This window comes from Glycomyces sp. NPDC046736, assembly GCF_040645615.1.
Taxonomy (GTDB): Bacteria; Actinomycetota; Actinomycetes; order Mycobacteriales; family Micromonosporaceae; genus Glycomyces.
In genome coordinates, this window is the sequence record NZ_JBEYYO010000003.1 from 11,995 (window position 1) to 27,822 (window position 15,828).

Here is a 15,828-nt window from a genome sequence, read left to right on the forward strand (position 1 = left end):
TTCGCGCGAGGCGATCTCGCATGCGGTCGGGCCGCGCGGCGACCCGTCGGTCCAGAATGGACCGCTGATGCGGACGGCGGGTGCGTTTTCGGGCTATTCCAGCGGAAGGGGGACGGGGCGCGGGCGGTCAGTCCTCGTCTTCGGGCTTCGCGCCGTAGACGGTGGGGCGCGGGAGCGGGATGTGCTCGGGGAGTTCGGAGCGGTCGAGGAGGTTGCGCACGCGGGCCCGGCCGGGCGCGTACCCGTCGGATTCAGGCGGCGGCCACTCGCTGGGCGGGACCTGGTGGGAGCCGGTCTTCTTCGCCGAGGGCTCCTCGAAGAGGCTGATGTCGGGAGCGTTGACGATCTGCTTCGAGGAGGACTCGACCTCGGTCGCGGGCCCTTCAGGTTCGGGCTCAGGGGCGGGAGCGGGCTCGTAGTCGATCGGGGCCGCGTCCGAGAACGGGCTGTCGCTGGGGAAGGGCGGGCCCGGCGTGGGGTCGGGCAGCGGCTCGGGCTGCGGCAGCGGGTCCGGTTCGGGCTGCGGGAACGGCGGCGCGGGCTCGGGGTCGGGGACCGGTTCGGGCTCGGGCGCCGGGCGCGGCGGGGTCGGCTCGGTGTCGGCGAGGATCGACGGCTCGGCGCTCTCGCGGACGGTGTGGCCCTCCTCGATCGGGGTCGGCGGGGTCACCGCGTCGGAGGACGCGAAGAGCGGCGGGTCCTTGCGGGTCGGGACCGAGGCGGGGACCACCACGCCGGACGGGTCGACCGGGGCGGGGATCGCCTCGGCGGGCTCGGCGACCGGGACGCCGACCGCTTCGATCACCTCTTCGGCGGCATCGACCGCCTCCTCGAAGTCCGCGCCGGGGCTCGGGGGCGCGATGTCGGCGGCCTCGGCGAGCGCGGCGTCCAGGGCCGGGCTGACGGCGGCGGGCGGGGAGACGGCGGGCTCGTCCGACCCGAAGGCCGGACCGGCAGCGGCGTCCGAAGCGGGCAAGTCCTGGCCTTCGGCGAGCGCGGCGTCCAGAGCCGGGCTGACGGCGGGGGGAGCGTCACCGGGCGGGGAGACTGCGGCCGCGGAGTCAGAGGCAGGCTCGTCTCGGCGTTCGGCCGACACGTAGGCCGGACCGGCCGCGGCGTCGTATTCGGGCGAGGCGCCTGCGGCCGCGGAGTCCGAAGCGGGTTCGTCACCGGCCGACGCGAGGGCCGGTCCGGCCTCGGCGTCGTCTTCGTCGGGCGGGAGGCCCTCGGCGCCGGGCGGGGCGGGCGGGAGGGACTCGCCGGGGACGTCGTCGCCGAGACCGGCGATGGACTCTTCGTGCTCGTCGGAGAGCTCGGAATCGTCGTCGGCGTCCTCGGGGTCGGGCAGGTCGTCCCAGAGGCCGCCGTCCTCGTCGGGCTCCTCGGCGGCGGGCGGCGCGGGCTGGGCCGGGACCTCCGGGGCCGGGGCGGGCGCGTCGAACTGGACCTCGGGGGCCGCGTAGGCCGCCCCCGGGGTGCTGTCGGCCGAGGGGACGCTGAACCCGGCGGCCGGGCTCGGGGCCGGGACCTCCTCGGGTTCGGCGAACGGCGCGGCCTCGGCGGGCATCGGGGTGCGGCGCAGGATCTGGGTCCCGTCCGGGATCGCGTCGGGGACGGTGAACCCGCCCACGGGGGCCGCGAACGGCGGGCCGGTCACCGGCGAGGACATCGGCGGCTCGGACGGGGCGACGTACGGCGCGGCGGGCGGGGCCGTGTAGTGCGCGTCCGGCGGCGAGTACGGCGCGGCCGCAGGCTGCGGGGCGGGCTGGCCGCCGACCGGCGGCAGCGACTGCGGGGACTGGTACTGCGGCGGCTGATACGGCTGCTGGTAGCCGTGCTGCGGCGGGTACGGGACCTGCGCCGAGCCCTGGCGGGACTGCGGGCTGGGGACGGGGGCGGAGCCTTGATGGGGCTGCGGGCCGGGGACGGGCGCCGAGCCCTGCGGGGGCCCGTAACCGGGGACCGGGGCCGAGCCTTGCGGCGGGGCCCACCCCTGCTGGGCCTGCGGGTTGGGCACGTACGGCGGCGGAGGCGCGTATCCGTGCTGCTCAGGGGAGGCGGTGGGCTGATAGGCGCCGGGCGGCGCGGTCGGCTGGTACGCGCCGGGCGGGGCGTAGGTCGGCTCGGGCGGGGCGGTCGGCTGGTAGGCGCCCGGGGGCGCGTACGTCGGCTCGGGCGGCGGGGCGTGCCCGGGGACCTGCGCGGCCCCGTACGCCGGGGCCGAACCGTAGCCGGGCGGCGGGTACTGGGCCTCGGCCGGGAAGCCGCCGATCGGCGGCGGCAGGGGCGCCCCGCACTGGGGGCAGCGACGCTGCCCGGACGTCAGTCGCTTGCCGCAGGAGCTACAGCTGTTTCCGTCCACGGAGCCTCCTCGGGGCTGGAGCGTCGTCAATCGGGCCACTCGACAACCATCGTGCCATCACTCGGTCGCGTCGCGTGCACGCCTTCCCACTACCGGAGGGCGCCCTCACTCGCCGGTCTCGCGCCCGAGCACGCCCGAGACCGAGTCCTGCACGGTCGGCTCGGGGCTCTCCTGCTCGTCCTCGGACGGCGTGGGCGAGGGCTCCGAAGGCGAGTCGGACGGGGTCGGCGAAGGTGAAGACGAGGGCGACTCGCTCGGCGAGGGGCTCGGTGAAGGCGAGTGCGTCGGGCTCGGCGAGGGCGCGGGGCTGGTCGTGGGCGAATCGGTCGGCGACTGCGTCGGGTCGCCCGCGTCCGGGTCGGTCTGGACGGCGTCGACCACGCGGTGGGCCCCGGCGAAGTTCTGGAACCAGATCGAGCTGATCTTCACCACGTCGCCCGAGCGCGGGGCCTGGATCATCTTGCCGTCGCCGAGGTACATGCCCACGTGGTAGACCGACCGCCAGTCGCCGGGGCTGTCCCACCAGAACAAGAGGTCCCCGGGGAGGAGCTTCTCGATGTCGACGGGCTTGTCGCGGGTGGCCTGGAACTGGTCCTTGGCCACGCGCGGGACGTTCACGCCCGCAAAGTTATAAGCGGCCTGCACCAGGCCCGAGCAGTCGAAGGAGTCGGGGCCCTCGTCGCCCCACACGTACGGGTCGCCCAACTGCGCCAGCGCGTACTCGACGGCCTTCTTGGCCTCGGGCGCGGCGTCCCATCCGTCCACTTCGGAGGAGAAGTCGCCGGAGTACTTCGACGCGGCGGCCTCCCGCTCGCGCTCGATCTGCTCGATCTCCTCGCGGTTCTCGGCGATGAGCGCGTTGAGTTCTGCCTGGACGCGCGCGAACTCGGCGTCCAGGGCCGCGAAACGCTCCTCGGAGCGGGACGCGGACAGCTCGGCCGCGTCGGTCGCGGCATGGGCCACGGCCTCGGCGGCCTGGGCCGCTTCGAGGTCGGCCGAGAGGCTCGGCAGGTCCCATTCGCCGCCGAGCGGGGAGAGCCCGGAGAGGTCGGGCAGGTCGGCTTCGGGGACGCCGGCCATGTTGGTGTAGGCCTCACCAGCGGCGTAGTCGAGGGCCTCTTGGGCGGCAGCGAGGTCGGCGGCCGCGTCGGACCACGCGGTCTGGGCCACGGCCAAGCGCTCCTCGCGGGTGAGCCACTCGTCCTGCGCGGCGGTGGTCTCCTCGGCGAGCTGCGCGAGGTCGATCTGCGCGGCGTTGATCTGGCCCGCCAGCGGGCCGTCGGCGGTCTCGGGGTTGAAGACCGGCGAGTCGTCGGAAGAGCCGCCCAGCGGCCGGGTCCCGTCGTCGGGAACGGTGACCCCCGGTTCGGCGGCGGCGGGGAGGGAGCCTCCGAAGACGATGGCGGAGGTGGCGGCCGCGGCGATCATGCGGGCACCGAACCGTGAAACGCGCATGTGAGGTGTCCTTGTGGAATTGCGGCGCCGCGAGCGTTCACTGCGAGCCTGTGGGGGAAGCCACGGCTACTGTACCGAATCGGCGCAAGTGCCGCTTCTGAGGCCGCCTCGCGCGGCGACCGCGTCCGAGGACTCACACGCCGTTCACGCGGGAGGGCCCGGCGGTGGGCGCGGCGTTACCCTGGCTGGTACCGAACCAGAGTTGGGAGCGCCATGGACGACACCGCCAAGTTCAAGGCCGGCATCGAGGAGAAGCTCGCGGCCGGCGAGCGGCTGAGCTTCGAGGACGGGGTGGGGCTCTACGAGGTCGACGACCTCGCCTGGCTCGGCCGCCTCGCCCACGGCGTGCGCACCGCCAAGAACGGCGACCGCACCATGTTCAACGTCAACCGGCACTTGAACCTCACCAACGTGTGCTCGGCCTCCTGCGCGTACTGCTCCTTCCAACGCAAGCCCGGCGAGTCCGACGCCTACACGATGCGCGTCGAGCAGGCCGTGGCCCTCGCCGAGCAGATGAGGGGCGACGCGCCCACCGAGCTGCACATCGTCAACGGCCTCCACCCGACCCTGCCGTGGCGGTACTACCCGCGGGTCCTCCAGGCGCTCAAGGAGACCCTGCCGGAAGTCAACCTCAAGGCCTTCACCGCCACCGAGGTGCAGTGGTTCGAGAAGATCTCCGGCCTGAGTGCCAGCGAGATCCTCGACGAGCTCATCGAGGCGGGCCTGGAATCGCTCACCGGCGGCGGCGCGGAGATCTTCGACTGGGAAGTCCGCCAGCACATCGTCGACCACGACTGCCACTGGGAGGACTGGTCGCGCATCCACCGGCTCGCGCACTCCAAGGGCCTGCGGACCCCGGCCACCATGCTGTACGGCCACATCGAGGAGCCCCGCCACCGCGTCGACCACGTGCTGCGCCTGAGGGAGCTCCAGGACGAGACCGGCGGGTTCGCCGTGTTCATCCCCCTGCGCTACCAGCACGACTTCCACGACTCCAAGGACGGCAAGGTCCGCAACAAGCTCCAGGCGCGCACCACGATGGCCAGCCCGGCCGAGTCGCTCAAGACCTTCGCCGTCTCGCGGCTGCTGCTGGACAACTTCGACCACGTCAAGTGCTTCTGGGTCATGCACGGCCTCGACGTCGCGCAGCTGTCGCTCTCGTTCGGCGCCGACGACCTCGACGGCTCGGTGGTCGAGTACAAGATCACCCACGACGCCGACGAGTACGGCACCCCCGACAAGATGACCCGCGAGGACCTGCTCGAACTCATCCGCGACGCCGGATTCCAGCCCGTCGAGCGCAACACCCGCTACGAGGTCGTGCGCGAATACGAAGGCCCGCAGACGCTGGCCGAGCGCCGCGCCCAGCCCCAATCGGTGCAGTTCTGATGGCCGAGCGGGCCGAAGGCGACACCGCGGCCGCCGAGGGCATGCTCGTCCACCTCCTGGGGACCGTGCTGGCCTACGTGGTCATGGGCACCGCCGCGCTCGCGGTCATCGACCTGCTGTTCATCGTCGCCGCGGGCGGCGAGTTCGGGAACGTCTCGGGCTGGGTCGGGGCCGTCCCGGCCGTGTTCGTGTTCAACCAGCGCTTCAAGCGCTACCAGGGCTCCTCGCGCTGGGCCGTGGCGCTCATCGCGATCGTGCTCGGCCTCGGCGCGGGCGTCGCGGCGACCGTGTTCATGCCCGCGACGTGGGCGCCGCTGGCGACCGGCGCCATCGGCGGGCTCGTAGCCGCCTTCGTGTACTCGGTGCTGTGGCACGCGGGCATCAACATCTACGGAAAGGAGCGGCCGCAGTGAACCCGGTCGTCAAGTACTTCCTGGCCCGCCTGGCCCTGTTCGCCGTCATCGCGACGCCGCTGAGCTTCTTCATGAACCTGTGGCTCGCGCTGGCGCTGGGCCTGATCGGGTCGATGGTGATCGGCTTTCTGATGCTGCGCGGGCACCGCGAGGCGATGATCGACCACATCGACGCCGCCGTGAAGCGCCGCAGCGAGGAGAAGCAGCGGCTGCGCGCCGAACTGGCCGGAGAGACCGACACCGAGTAGCAGGCGGTGTGACCGCTCGCACCTGGCGCGGCGGTTATTCGGCGTCCTTCATCAGCTCGGTGCAGATCTGGAGCGTTTCGGCCGCGCCCGCTTCGAGGGCCTTGCCGTAGTGCTTGAGCCAGGACCGGACCCCGTCGGGCGTCCCGGTCGACCAGGCGCGCTGCGCGCCCACGTACTCGGGCTGGCGTTCGAGGTGCCCGGCGTCGACGGTGATGAGCAGCTTCGGGTCCAGGCCCTTGGAGGCCAGCGCGAGCCGGGCCGCGGCGCGGGCGACGAGGTTGTTGGCCACCGGGAACGGCCGGACGGCGAGGAGTTCGCCGTGGACCACGGCGGCGGCCATCGCGGCCGGGATCTCCTTGGTGGGGTTGGTGATCAGCGCGCAGAGGGCGTTGATGCGGGCCGAGCCGGACTGGTCGACCTCGATGCGGCCGGGCTCGAAGTCCGTTCCGGCGTCAGGGAAGTCGCGGGTGGCGAGCAGGTGCAGCTTCGCGAGCACGAACCGCGGCGAGGCCGCCCAGACCGCGGCCATGGCGGGCAGGGCCTCCACGACGCGGACGGCGCCCGCGACCACCGGGTCGTCGAAGTCCTTGTCCCGCAGCCGCTCGACGTCGCAGTCGTAGCCCTCCAGCGCCAAGGTCGCCGAGGCCGAGTGCAGGGCCACTTCCGAGGCGACGAGTTCGTCACCGCCGCGGAAGGCCTCGTGCCAGAGCATGCGGTCGACGTTGGCTCTGGCGTTCTCAAGGGCGTCGGCGACCTCGGAGAGTTCGAGGAGAGGCGCGAGAGGATCCACGGGCGGAACCTTACCGTTCGAGGGCGGCGCGCATACGGCGCACCGGGCGGGCTAGAGGGCAGTCACAGAACTGTATCGGAGTACGCGGTCATGCACCGGTCCGACGATACCTCCCGAATCGCCGCCCGGCGGCCCCCGAGGCCCGCGCGCCCTCCGAACCGTTCGCGGCCGAAACGAGCGTGGGGGACGTCACGTCGATCGTCGATTTTCCGCCGTCTCTTTCCGCGACTTCAGTTCGTTAGTCCGTGTGTCCGAGAAACGATCTGGCATGCGAGGCGGCGGAGGTGGGACGTGAGTAATGAGCGGCGAACCGGCAAGGCCCGGTTTACCTACCGGTTGCGCGTGTCCGCCTCGGCGGAGACCTCTCTCGACGCCGAATGGGGTCGATGCCGATGGGTGTGGAACGAATGCGTTGCCACCTCCCGTCGGGCGCACCTAGCGGGAGAGGAGTGCGGACCGGCTCGCTTGGGGCGGATGCTCACCGGCTGGCGCGGCGCGCACGAGTGGCTCGGCGCGGGGGCTTCGGCACCGCAGCAGCAGACGGTCCGCGCCTTCGGTCAAGCTCGCGCGAAAGCGCTGATGGATGTCAAGAGCCGCGCTCCGATGAGCAGGCGGAGAGGCATGCCCCGGTTCAAGCTGCGGCACCGGGCGCGGCCAACGCTCAACTACACGCGGCCCGCCTTTCGCATCAAGGACAACCGTCTGCTCTTGGTCGGCGGCATCAGTCTGACCGTTGTCTGGTCCCGTCCGCTACCTGGAATTCCTTCGAGCGTTCGGATCTATCGGGACACGCTGGGGCACTGGTACGCCTCATTCGCGGTGGAGGCAGTGGTCCAACCGCTTCCGTCGACGGGCAGATCGATCGGTGTGGACTGGGGTGTTCGCGAGATCGCCACCACCAGCTCCGACGCTTACGACCTGCCCCATCCCGAGTACGGAGCGAAGGCCGTCGCCGCACTGGCCCATCGTCAGAGGGCAATGGCCCGGCGGCGGCCGGAGCCCGGCGGTTCGGCTTCTAGGAGCTATCTAGCGGTTCGTTCGCAGGTCGCGAAGCTGCACAAGAAGGTCGCCAGGCAGCGTCGAGACACCGCCCGCAAATGGGCGAAGCGTCTGGTCAGGGAGTTCGACTCCCTCGCGGTCGAAGACTTCCGCCCCAAGTTCCTCGCCTCGTCCATGTTGGCGCGCAAGGCCGCTGACGCGGCGATCACCACCACCAAGGCCGAACTCATCCACATGGCTCGGAAGCACTGCCGCGACCTGCGGCTGGTGAACCCGGCCAATACCACTGCCGACTGTTCGCGATGCGGAGCGAGAGCCAAGCCCGCACCGACGTTGTCGGATCGCACCTACGATTGTTCGCATTGCGGGTATACCGGTGCCCGAGACAAGAACTCGGCACTGGTCATGCTCGTCCGGGCAGGTTTCGACCCGGCCGGCGCTGAAGGCGGAAGACCTGATCGGCCGCCGGCCGATCAGGCGGCCTGAGCCGGAAATCCCTCAACGGGGAGGATTCAAATAGACCCGCCTCGCAAGGGTCTAGCCGTTCGACTCCCGGGTGCGACCCGCTCACCGACCGTTCGGCGAGTCTGACTCCCAGATGGCGGCACGGCGACGGCCGCAGGTTTTGTGTCGCCTAGTTCGCGGTAATGTTGCCGATCAGAGACCCGCCTCACAAGTGGCGCACAGGTGCGCCGACCTGTAAGGAGCGAATACCCGTGGCAGATACCCCGCAAGAGACGCTTGCCAATCTCCTCTCGGAGGAGCGGACCTTCCCCCCTGCTCCCGAGTTCACTCGGACGGCGAACGTCACCGCGGCCGCCTACGAGGAGGCCGCGGCCGATCGCCTCGCCTTCTGGGAGACCCAGGCGCGCAGGCTGGACTGGGCGAAGGACTGGGACCGGGTCCTGGACTGGGACAATCCGCCGTTCGCGAAATGGTTCACCGGGGGCGAGCTGAACGTCGCCGCGAACTGCCTCGACCGCCACGTCGAGGCGGGCCTGGGCGAGCGGGTCGCGATCCACTTCGAGGGCGAGCCCGGCGACACCCGGGCCGTGACCTACGCGGAGCTGCTCGACGAGGTCAAGCGGGCCGCGAACGCCCTCACCGACCTCGGCGTCGAAGCGGGCGACCGGGTCGTGATCTACATGCCGATGATCCCCGAGGCCGCGGTCGCGATGCTGGCGTGCGCGCGCATCGGCGCCCCGCACTCGGTGGTGTTCGGCGGGTTCAGCGTCGACGCGCTGTCGAGCCGCATCGACGACGCGGGCGCGAAGCTCGTGATCTGCGCCGACGGCGGGTTCCGCCGCGGCAAGCCGCTGGGGCTCAAGCCGACCGTGGACGCCGCCGTGGAACGGTGCCCGTCGGTGGAGAAGGTCCTGGTCGTGACCCGCACCGGGCAGGACGTGGACTGGAACGAGCGCGACCTGAAGTGGGAGGACACCGTCGGGACGGCGTCCGGTGAGCACGAGGCGCGGGCCTTCGACGCCGAGCACCCGCTGTTCATCCTGTACACCTCGGGGACCACGGGCAAGCCCAAGGGCATCCTGCACACCTCGGGCGGGTACCTCACGCAGGCCTCGTTCACCCACCACGCGGTGTTCGACCTGAAGCCCGAGACCGACGTGTACTGGTGCACCGCCGACATCGGCTGGGTCACCGGGCACTCGTACATCGTCTACGGCCCCATGTCGAACGGGGCCACGCAGGTCATGTACGAGGGCACCCCGGACACGCCGCACACGGGCCGGTTCTGGGAGATCGTGGAGAAGTACAAGGTCTCGATCCTGTACACCGCGCCCACGGCGATCCGCACGTTCATGAAGTGGGGCGACGACGTCCCGGCGCGCTACGACCTGTCGAGCCTGCGGGTCCTCGGGTCGGTCGGCGAGCCGATCAACCCCGAGGCGTGGGTCTGGTACCGCGAGCACATCGGCGGCGGGAACGTCCCGGTCGTGGACACGTGGTGGCAGACCGAGACCGGCGCGATCATGGTCTCGCCGCTGCCTGGCGTGACCGCGACGAAGCCCGGTTCGGCGCAGCGGTCGCTGCCGGGGATCTCGGTCGACGTGGTCGACGAGCAGGGCGAGTCGGTGCCCGACGGCGGCGGCGGGTTCCTCACCATCCGCGAGCCGTGGCCCTCGATGCTCCGCACGATCTGGGGCGACGACCAGCGGTTCCTCGACACCTACTGGGCGCACTTCGACGGCATGTACTTCGCCGGCGACGGCGCGAAGAAGGACGACGACGGCGACCTGTGGCTCCTGGGCCGAGTCGACGACATCATGCTCGTCAGCGGCCACAACATCTCCACCACGGAGGTCGAGTCGGCGCTGGTCAGCCACGAGACCGTGGCCGAGGCGGCGGTCGTGGGCGCGAAGGACCCGGTCACCGGCCAGGGCATCGTCGCGTTCGTGATCCTGCGCGGCGACGGCGAGTCCAGCCCCGAGCACCTCGCCGAACTGCGCGGGCACGTGGCGAAGACCTTGGGCGCCATCGCGAAGCCCCGCCAGGTCATCGTCGTGGCAGAGCTCCCCAAGACCCGCTCGGGCAAGATCATGCGCCGCCTCCTGCGCGACATCGCAGAAGACCGCGAGATCGGCGACGTCACGACGCTCGCCGACAACTCCGTGATGAGCCGCATCAAGGCGGGTCTCCAGGGCGGCAAGGACGACTGACGCCCTCGGATCGTATATCCTATATGATATAGGATATACGATCCGAGCCGAACCCCAACAGACACAGCACCGCCGCCGGGCAATCGCCCGGTGGCGGTGCCGTGTCCGGCCGCGAGGCGAGCGCGCACCGCCGCACCGCCGCACCGCCGCACCGCCGCACCGCCGCACCGCCGCACCGCCGCACCGCCGCACCGCCGCACCGAAAGCGAAGCTCCCACCTCCCGCCGAGCACGAATGTCACACCCCTCGGGCAGGGTTGTTGCCGGGGATGCCGCGAAAAAACGCGCGGGTAACTCGCCCGCACCGTGACCGGCAGCCCGCCCAGGCTCCGCCGCGCCGCCACCCGGCGGCCACCTCGTACGCTGTGCGCGTGACCCGGAAGACCTTCGCCGACAGCGCCGCCCTGAAGCAGGGGCCGTGGATCCATCGGCACGTCGACGCCAACGGCTCGCGCTTTCACGTGGTCGAGGCCGGGGAAGGCCCGCTCATCCTGCTGCTGCACGGGTTCCCCGAGTTCTGGTGGGCGTGGCGCCACCAGATCCCCGCGCTCGCCGCCGCCGGGTTCCGGGTCGTCGCCGCCGACCTGCGCGGCTACGGAGCCTCCGACAAGCCGCCGCGCGGCTACGACGCCTACACCATGGCCGCCGACGTGGTCGGCCTCGTCCGCGCCCTCGGCGAACGCGAGGCCACCGTCGTCGGGCACGACCTCGGCGGCATCCTCGGCTTCGCCGCCGCCGCGTTCCACCCCAGGCAGTTCCGCTCCCTCGTGGTCCTCGGCGCGGCCCACCCGCTGCGCCAGCGCTCGGCGCTCGCGGTCGACCCCAAGGGCCAGCTCTCGGCCTCGCGACACCTGTTCGCGTTCCAGATGCCGCGCTACGAGCACAAGCTGACCGCTTGGGACGCAAGGAAAGTAGCCGACCTGATGTACACGTGGTCGGGGCCGGGCTGGCGGGGCAGCCGGGATTTCCAGGAGTACGTGCGGGCCTGCCGCGACGTCATCCAGATCCCCCAGGCCGCGTTCTGCGCCCTGGAGGCGTTCCGCTGGCCCTTCCGCACCTCGCTGGGCCTGGCCGGGCGGCGGTTCGTCAAGCTGTTGCAGCGACCGACTCCGGTGCGGACGCTCCAGCTGCACGGCGCGCTGGACTCGTGCGTGCTGCCGCGCACCGCGCAGGGTTCGGGCCGGTACGTGCAGGGGCGCTACGAGTGGAAGCTGCTCGACGGGATCGGGCATTTCCCGCAGCAGGAGGCGCCCGAGCTCGTCACCAAGGAGATCATCCGCTGGGCGTCGTGAGGCGCGGTCACAGATCCCGAATCCACTAGCCGCCCGGCTAGTCGGTGGGGCAGGATGGGCGACAGTTGCTGTCGACTTTCGAAGGCGGGTTCATGTCCCAGGCCACATTCGCGCTCCGCGGCGCGACGATCCTCCCCATCACCTCAGCGCCGATCGAGCAGGGCACGATCCTGGTCGAGGACGGGCGCATCAGCGCCGTCGGCGGCCCCGATCTCGCAGTGCCCGAAGGGGTCCCGGTCGAGGACGCTTCGGGCAAGTGGATCCTGCCGGGCCTGATCGACGCGCACACCCACCTGGGTGTCCACGAGACCGGAGAAGGCTGGGCGGGCGACGACACGAACGAGATGACCGACCCGAACACCGCTCAGGTCCGGGCCCTGGACGGGATCAACCCGGCCGAGGCGGGCTTCGCCGACGCGCTCAAGGGCGGTGTGCTCACCGTGTGCGTCAACCCCGGTTCGGGCAACGTGATCGGCGGCGAGTGCGTGGTGATCAAGACCGCCGGTTCGCGCCGCGTGGACGACCTGGTGGTCCGCTCCCCCGCCGGGATCAAGTCGGCGCTGGGCGAGAACCCCAAGCGCGTCTACGGCGAGAAGGGCCAGACCCCGAAGACCCGCATGGGGACCGCGGGCGTGCTGCGCCAGGCGTTCGTCGCGGCCGAGAAGCACCGCGCGGCCGAGAACCCCGACCGGGACCTGAAGCTGGAGAACCTGGTGAAGGTCCTCGACCGCGAGATCCCGTGGCGCCAGCACTGCCACCGGGCCGACGACATCGCCACGGCGCTACGGGTGGCCGAGGAGTTCGGGTACGAGCTCGTGCTCGACCACGGCACCGAGGCGCACCTCTTGGCCGAGGTGATCGCCGAGCGCGGCGTCCCGGTCCTGTTCGGACCGCTGTTGACGGCGCGCGCGAAGGTCGAGACCGCCGGGCGGTTCCCCGCGAACGCGGTGAAGATGGTCGAAGCGGGAGTGAAGCTGGTGATCATGACCGACCACCCCGTGGTCCCGATTCAGTACCTCATCGTTCAGGTCATGGAGTGCGTCAAGGCCGGCCTGGACCGGGACGCCGCGCTGCGGGCGGTCACGATCAACCCGGCCGAGGTGCTCGGCGTGTCCGACCGGCTCGGCTCGCTCGAAGCGGGCAAGGACGCCGACTTCTGCGTGTGGTCGGGCGACCCGCTCGACTACTACTCCGAAGTCGAGGCGGCCTACATCGACGGCGCGAAGATCGCCTGAGCGCCGGTCCACCGAGCCTCGGATCGCTCAGCGAACCGGCCGGTCCGCCGAGCGCCTGATCTTCCAACGAACGGCGGCGGGGCCGGGGTTTCCCCCGGCCCCGCCGTTCGTCTCAGTGCCGGCTTCAGGCGGCCCTGCGGACCTCGGCACGCTTGAGCGAGCCGATGCCCAGTCCGCGGGCCATAACGGTGCGCCGGACGGCGGCGAGTCCGCCGCCGAGGCGGCTGAACAGGCCCGGCCGTTCGGGGACGACCGGTGCGTCGGGCAGGGCCGACGTGGCCTCGGTCTGGACGATCTGCAAGGCCAGGATCGCGTAGTGGTCCATCGGTGTTCCTTCCGGGCGGTGGTGCGAAACGCGCGCCGCGCCGGTGCGGCGGTGAGACCCGATCTCCGGGCCTCGAACCCCACTGTGACCCTGCGGTGTCACCGACGCATTACGCCCCAGGAAACCCTCGGACACACCTGATGAACACCAAGGTGCCGATCATGCCCCAGGTCACAACCCCCAGCCCCGCCAACACAAGAGACCGCCAGCGCAATGCCGACAGCATCGAAGAAGCGCCCGGACGCTTCGCGTCCGGGCGCTTCGTTCGTCATCGGTTCAGGGGCTCGCTTCGAGGCCGTCGAGTACCACCGGCCACCACAGTTGCTCGGAGAGCTCGTGATCGAACGCGGCGGGGTCGATTCGCCGCATCCAGTCCCCGATCTCGCGCGCGTTCGCGGCGAGGCCCTGGGGGGTCGGGTTCGCCGAGAGGAAGTGGTCGTAGGCGTTCAGGAACGCGCAGAACGCCTTGAACGTCGAGTTCACTCCCGTCACGGACTTCTGCGCCACGTCTACCAGGATCACCTGGCCGGTCGCCAGGTCGAGGCAGTAGAGCGCCCCGCTTCCGCCGGGCAGGACCCCCAGCGCCACCAGTTCGGCCTCCAGCTGGACCTGGTCGGCGCCGAGCTTGAACAGCGCGTACTGCCCCAAGCCCGGCACTCCCGACTCGGTGAAGTCGCCGGAGAACAGGTAGTTCTCGGGGATCGGGACGGGGATGGCCGGGGGCAGCGAGTCGGCCGACAGTCCCCGGCCGATGAGCTTCGCCCTGAGATCGGCGCCGGCTGCGGATTCCTCGGCATGCACCGTGATGCGTCCTTCCTTCGGGGTCAAGCGGATTCGAGCTGCTGGAAGGCCACGGACCACCAGGAGTCGGACTCGGCGAAGGCCGCGGCGTCGATCGACAGCAGTCGCTGGTGGAGCGTGCGCGCGCGCTCGGCGCGGCCTGCGAGCCCGGTGTCGGCGTCCACGAACAGCGTCAGCTCGTAGAGGAAGTCGACGAAGGTGCGGAGGCTGGAGTTCACCAACTCCGGTATGCCCTCGCGCAGGTCCAGGTACAGGACCTCGCCCTTGTCGGTGTCGAACAGGAACAGCATGTCCCCCTCGTCCGGGACCGAGCCGATGAGCACGGTCGGGACGGCCGGGCCGCCGTCTTCGGGGTCGGGTTCGAGGTTGACCTGTGCGTAAAGGGGCATGTCGCCTGGAGTTTCGGCGGTGTAGAAGATGGAGACGGCGTCCGGGAGGAAGTCGGCGTCGGGGTAGACCGCGGCCGGCGCGCGAAACTGCGAGCGCCATTGTGCGACGGGCATCGCAATGGTGCCCTCTTCGCCCTCCCAGAGATCCCAGTACCGGTCACGGGTGGTCATGTCGCGTTCGCTCCAGAGTTCGTCGATCGAGGTCTATGCCAGGCCGTTGGCGCGGAGGAATTGATACCACCCGTTCGGGTCCTCGATCTCGTCGGTTTCGAGGAACTCACGGTAACGCGGGCCGGTGACGCATTCGTCGAAGAAGACCAGCGCGTCCGAAGCGACGATGCGGGACGAGTCGGGTTCACCGTAGCGCCAGAAGTACTGGTCGGAGTACATGACCTGGCCCGACACCAGGTCGACTAGAAACTTGTCGTTGCCGCACAGGCCGATCTCCAGCCAGTGCTCGGCGAAGCGGTGGACCTGGCCGTCCGCGTCCATGATCTCGCCCTTGTCGAAATCGCCGAACAGCTCGATGTACTCGACGTTCGGCGCCGCGGTGATCGAGTAGAGCTCGACGAGGGCCGGGGGGAGCACGAGTCCGTCCAGCTCGTCGCCCGCGGTCTCGGGGATCTCGCCCTGCCCGATGAGGAACCGAAACTGTTCGCGGTAGCCGTCGAGGACGGCGGTCTCGTCGAGGGCGACACCGGCGGGGAAGGTGACGAGGAATTCATGGTCACCCTCTATAAGGGACCGCAGGCGGTCGACCTTCTCGGCGACCCGCCGACCGAGTTCACTCACCACTTCAACACCTCGATGTACACCCTAGCGCCCGCGGGGACGCTCGCAAGTTGGCTCCTGATCTGGACGCCCATGCCGTGGTTCGTCACGTTCTCGATCGGGCCCAGGTTCGAGAGGGCGTCGGCGCCGTCGAGCTGGAGTTCGACGAGGTGGTCCGCCTCCTTGGTCTTGAAGCGGTCGAGCTGGCGCTGGTGGAGGTCGTCCGCTTCCTGGACCAGCCGGTTCCGCTCCTGGTCGCTGATCGCCCCGCGCGCGTGACGCCGTTCGGCGTCCTTGACCGCCCCGTCGCGGTCGCGTTGGAACATCTTCTTGAACTGATCGCGGCTATTTTTCTGCATGGTGCCGCCGCGGGTCTTCTTGTTGTCGGGCTTGCGGGTGAGTCGGTTCGCGTCGGAGGCCCGCACGAGTGCTCCGACCTTGCGGCGGAAGTCCTTCTTGCTCCAATGGTGCTTGCGCTCCACGCGAATGGTGTAGCTGCCGTCGGGGTTCTTCGTCGGGAGCGGGTTGCGCGAGGGCGCGACGCCAGGGAGTCTGTTCAACTGCTTGCGCTTGAGCTCCTGGCGTCGGCTGCTGCTGGGAAGCGTCCCCCGGTTCGTCTGCGGCATAACCGGATTCCCGCTCTCGACGGCGGCAGGGGAGCCCGCGAGCAACTCTCCATGTCGAA

General features: G+C 70.6%; 15 protein-coding genes. 7 read left to right on the top strand and 8 right to left on the bottom strand.

Annotation, left to right across the window (positions count from 1 at the left end; genetic code table 11):
* Nucleotides 1-127 precede the first annotated feature (127 nt).
* Complete coding sequence (locus tag AB0B28_RS03770) at nucleotides 128-2,362, bottom strand: hypothetical protein (RefSeq protein ID WP_360115970.1); 2,235 nt, start codon at nucleotides 2,360-2,362, stop codon at nucleotides 128-130.
* A gap of 105 nt (nucleotides 2,363-2,467) precedes the next feature.
* Complete coding sequence (locus AB0B28_RS03775; RefSeq protein WP_360115973.1) at nucleotides 2,468-3,817, bottom strand: C40 family peptidase; 1,350 nt, start codon at nucleotides 3,815-3,817, stop codon at nucleotides 2,468-2,470.
* Nucleotides 3,818-4,030: 213 nt separating this feature from the next.
* Between AB0B28_RS03775 and mqnE the strand changes: the two genes are divergently transcribed.
* Genes mqnE through AB0B28_RS03790 form a run of 3 tightly spaced genes read left to right on the top strand, consistent with a single transcriptional unit; the run spans nucleotide 4,031 to nucleotide 5,867 of the window.
* Nucleotides 4,031-5,206: an aminofutalosine synthase MqnE gene (mqnE, locus tag AB0B28_RS03780; protein WP_360115976.1), complete on the top strand. Its 1,176-nt coding sequence runs from the start codon at nucleotides 4,031-4,033 to the stop codon at nucleotides 5,204-5,206.
* Nucleotides 5,206-5,619 (top strand): hypothetical protein, encoded by a 414-nt coding sequence (locus AB0B28_RS03785; protein ID WP_360115979.1) that lies wholly within the window; start codon nucleotides 5,206-5,208, stop codon nucleotides 5,617-5,619. Before mqnE ends, AB0B28_RS03785 begins: the two co-directional genes overlap by 1 nt.
* Entirely contained in the window at nucleotides 5,616-5,867 is a 252-nt protein-coding gene (locus AB0B28_RS03790) for a DUF4229 domain-containing protein (RefSeq protein ID WP_360115982.1), read from the top strand. Before AB0B28_RS03785 ends, AB0B28_RS03790 begins: the two co-directional genes overlap by 4 nt.
* Before the next feature lie 34 nt (nucleotides 5,868-5,901).
* On the opposite strand, the gene AB0B28_RS03795 is transcribed toward AB0B28_RS03790, so the two are convergent.
* Entirely contained in the window at nucleotides 5,902-6,657 is a 756-nt protein-coding gene (locus tag AB0B28_RS03795) for an oxidoreductase (RefSeq protein WP_360115985.1), read from the bottom strand.
* 342 nt (nucleotides 6,658-6,999) lie between these two features.
* On the opposite strand from AB0B28_RS03795, the gene AB0B28_RS03800 reads away from it, so the two are divergent.
* The 4 genes from AB0B28_RS03800 (at nucleotide 7,000) to AB0B28_RS03815 (ending at nucleotide 12,857) form a co-directional block, all read left to right on the top strand.
* Nucleotides 7,000-8,142, top strand: a complete 1,143-nt coding sequence (locus tag AB0B28_RS03800) for a transposase (protein ID WP_360116916.1) — start codon at nucleotides 7,000-7,002, stop codon at nucleotides 8,140-8,142.
* Nucleotides 8,143-8,372: 230 nt separating this feature from the next.
* Complete coding sequence (gene acs / locus AB0B28_RS03805) at nucleotides 8,373-10,331, top strand: acetate--CoA ligase (RefSeq protein WP_360115988.1); 1,959 nt, start codon at nucleotides 8,373-8,375, stop codon at nucleotides 10,329-10,331.
* A gap of 370 nt (nucleotides 10,332-10,701) precedes the next feature.
* Nucleotides 10,702-11,622 carry an alpha/beta hydrolase gene (locus AB0B28_RS03810; protein WP_360115991.1) on the top strand — a complete coding sequence of 307 codons (921 nt, stop codon included), beginning with the start codon at nucleotides 10,702-10,704 and terminating at the stop codon, nucleotides 11,620-11,622.
* A gap of 92 nt (nucleotides 11,623-11,714) precedes the next feature.
* Nucleotides 11,715-12,857 (top strand): amidohydrolase, encoded by a 1,143-nt coding sequence (locus tag AB0B28_RS03815; RefSeq protein WP_360115994.1) that lies wholly within the window; start codon nucleotides 11,715-11,717, stop codon nucleotides 12,855-12,857.
* Nucleotides 12,858-12,981: 124 nt separating this feature from the next.
* Here the strand turns inward: AB0B28_RS03815 and AB0B28_RS03820 are convergent, their stop codons facing one another.
* The 5 genes from AB0B28_RS03820 to AB0B28_RS03840 form a co-directional block, all read right to left on the bottom strand.
* Nucleotides 12,982-13,182: a hypothetical protein gene (locus AB0B28_RS03820; RefSeq protein WP_360115997.1), complete on the bottom strand. Its 201-nt coding sequence runs from the start codon at nucleotides 13,180-13,182 to the stop codon at nucleotides 12,982-12,984.
* Nucleotides 13,183-13,458: 276 nt separating this feature from the next.
* Nucleotides 13,459-13,983 carry an SUKH-4 family immunity protein gene (locus AB0B28_RS03825; RefSeq protein ID WP_360116000.1) on the bottom strand — a complete coding sequence of 175 codons (525 nt, stop codon included), beginning with the start codon at nucleotides 13,981-13,983 and terminating at the stop codon, nucleotides 13,459-13,461.
* Between the two features lie 23 nt (nucleotides 13,984-14,006).
* A complete protein-coding gene (locus AB0B28_RS03830) occupies nucleotides 14,007-14,543 on the bottom strand; it encodes an SUKH-4 family immunity protein (RefSeq protein ID WP_360116003.1) in 537 nt (178 codons plus the stop codon).
* A gap of 33 nt (nucleotides 14,544-14,576) precedes the next feature.
* Entirely contained in the window at nucleotides 14,577-15,164 is a 588-nt protein-coding gene (locus AB0B28_RS03835) for a hypothetical protein (protein ID WP_360116006.1), read from the bottom strand.
* Nucleotides 15,161-15,769, bottom strand: a complete 609-nt coding sequence (locus AB0B28_RS03840) for a hypothetical protein (protein ID WP_360116009.1) — start codon at nucleotides 15,767-15,769, stop codon at nucleotides 15,161-15,163. Before AB0B28_RS03840 ends, AB0B28_RS03835 begins: the two co-directional genes overlap by 4 nt.
* Between the last annotated feature and the right edge of the window lie 59 nt (nucleotides 15,770-15,828).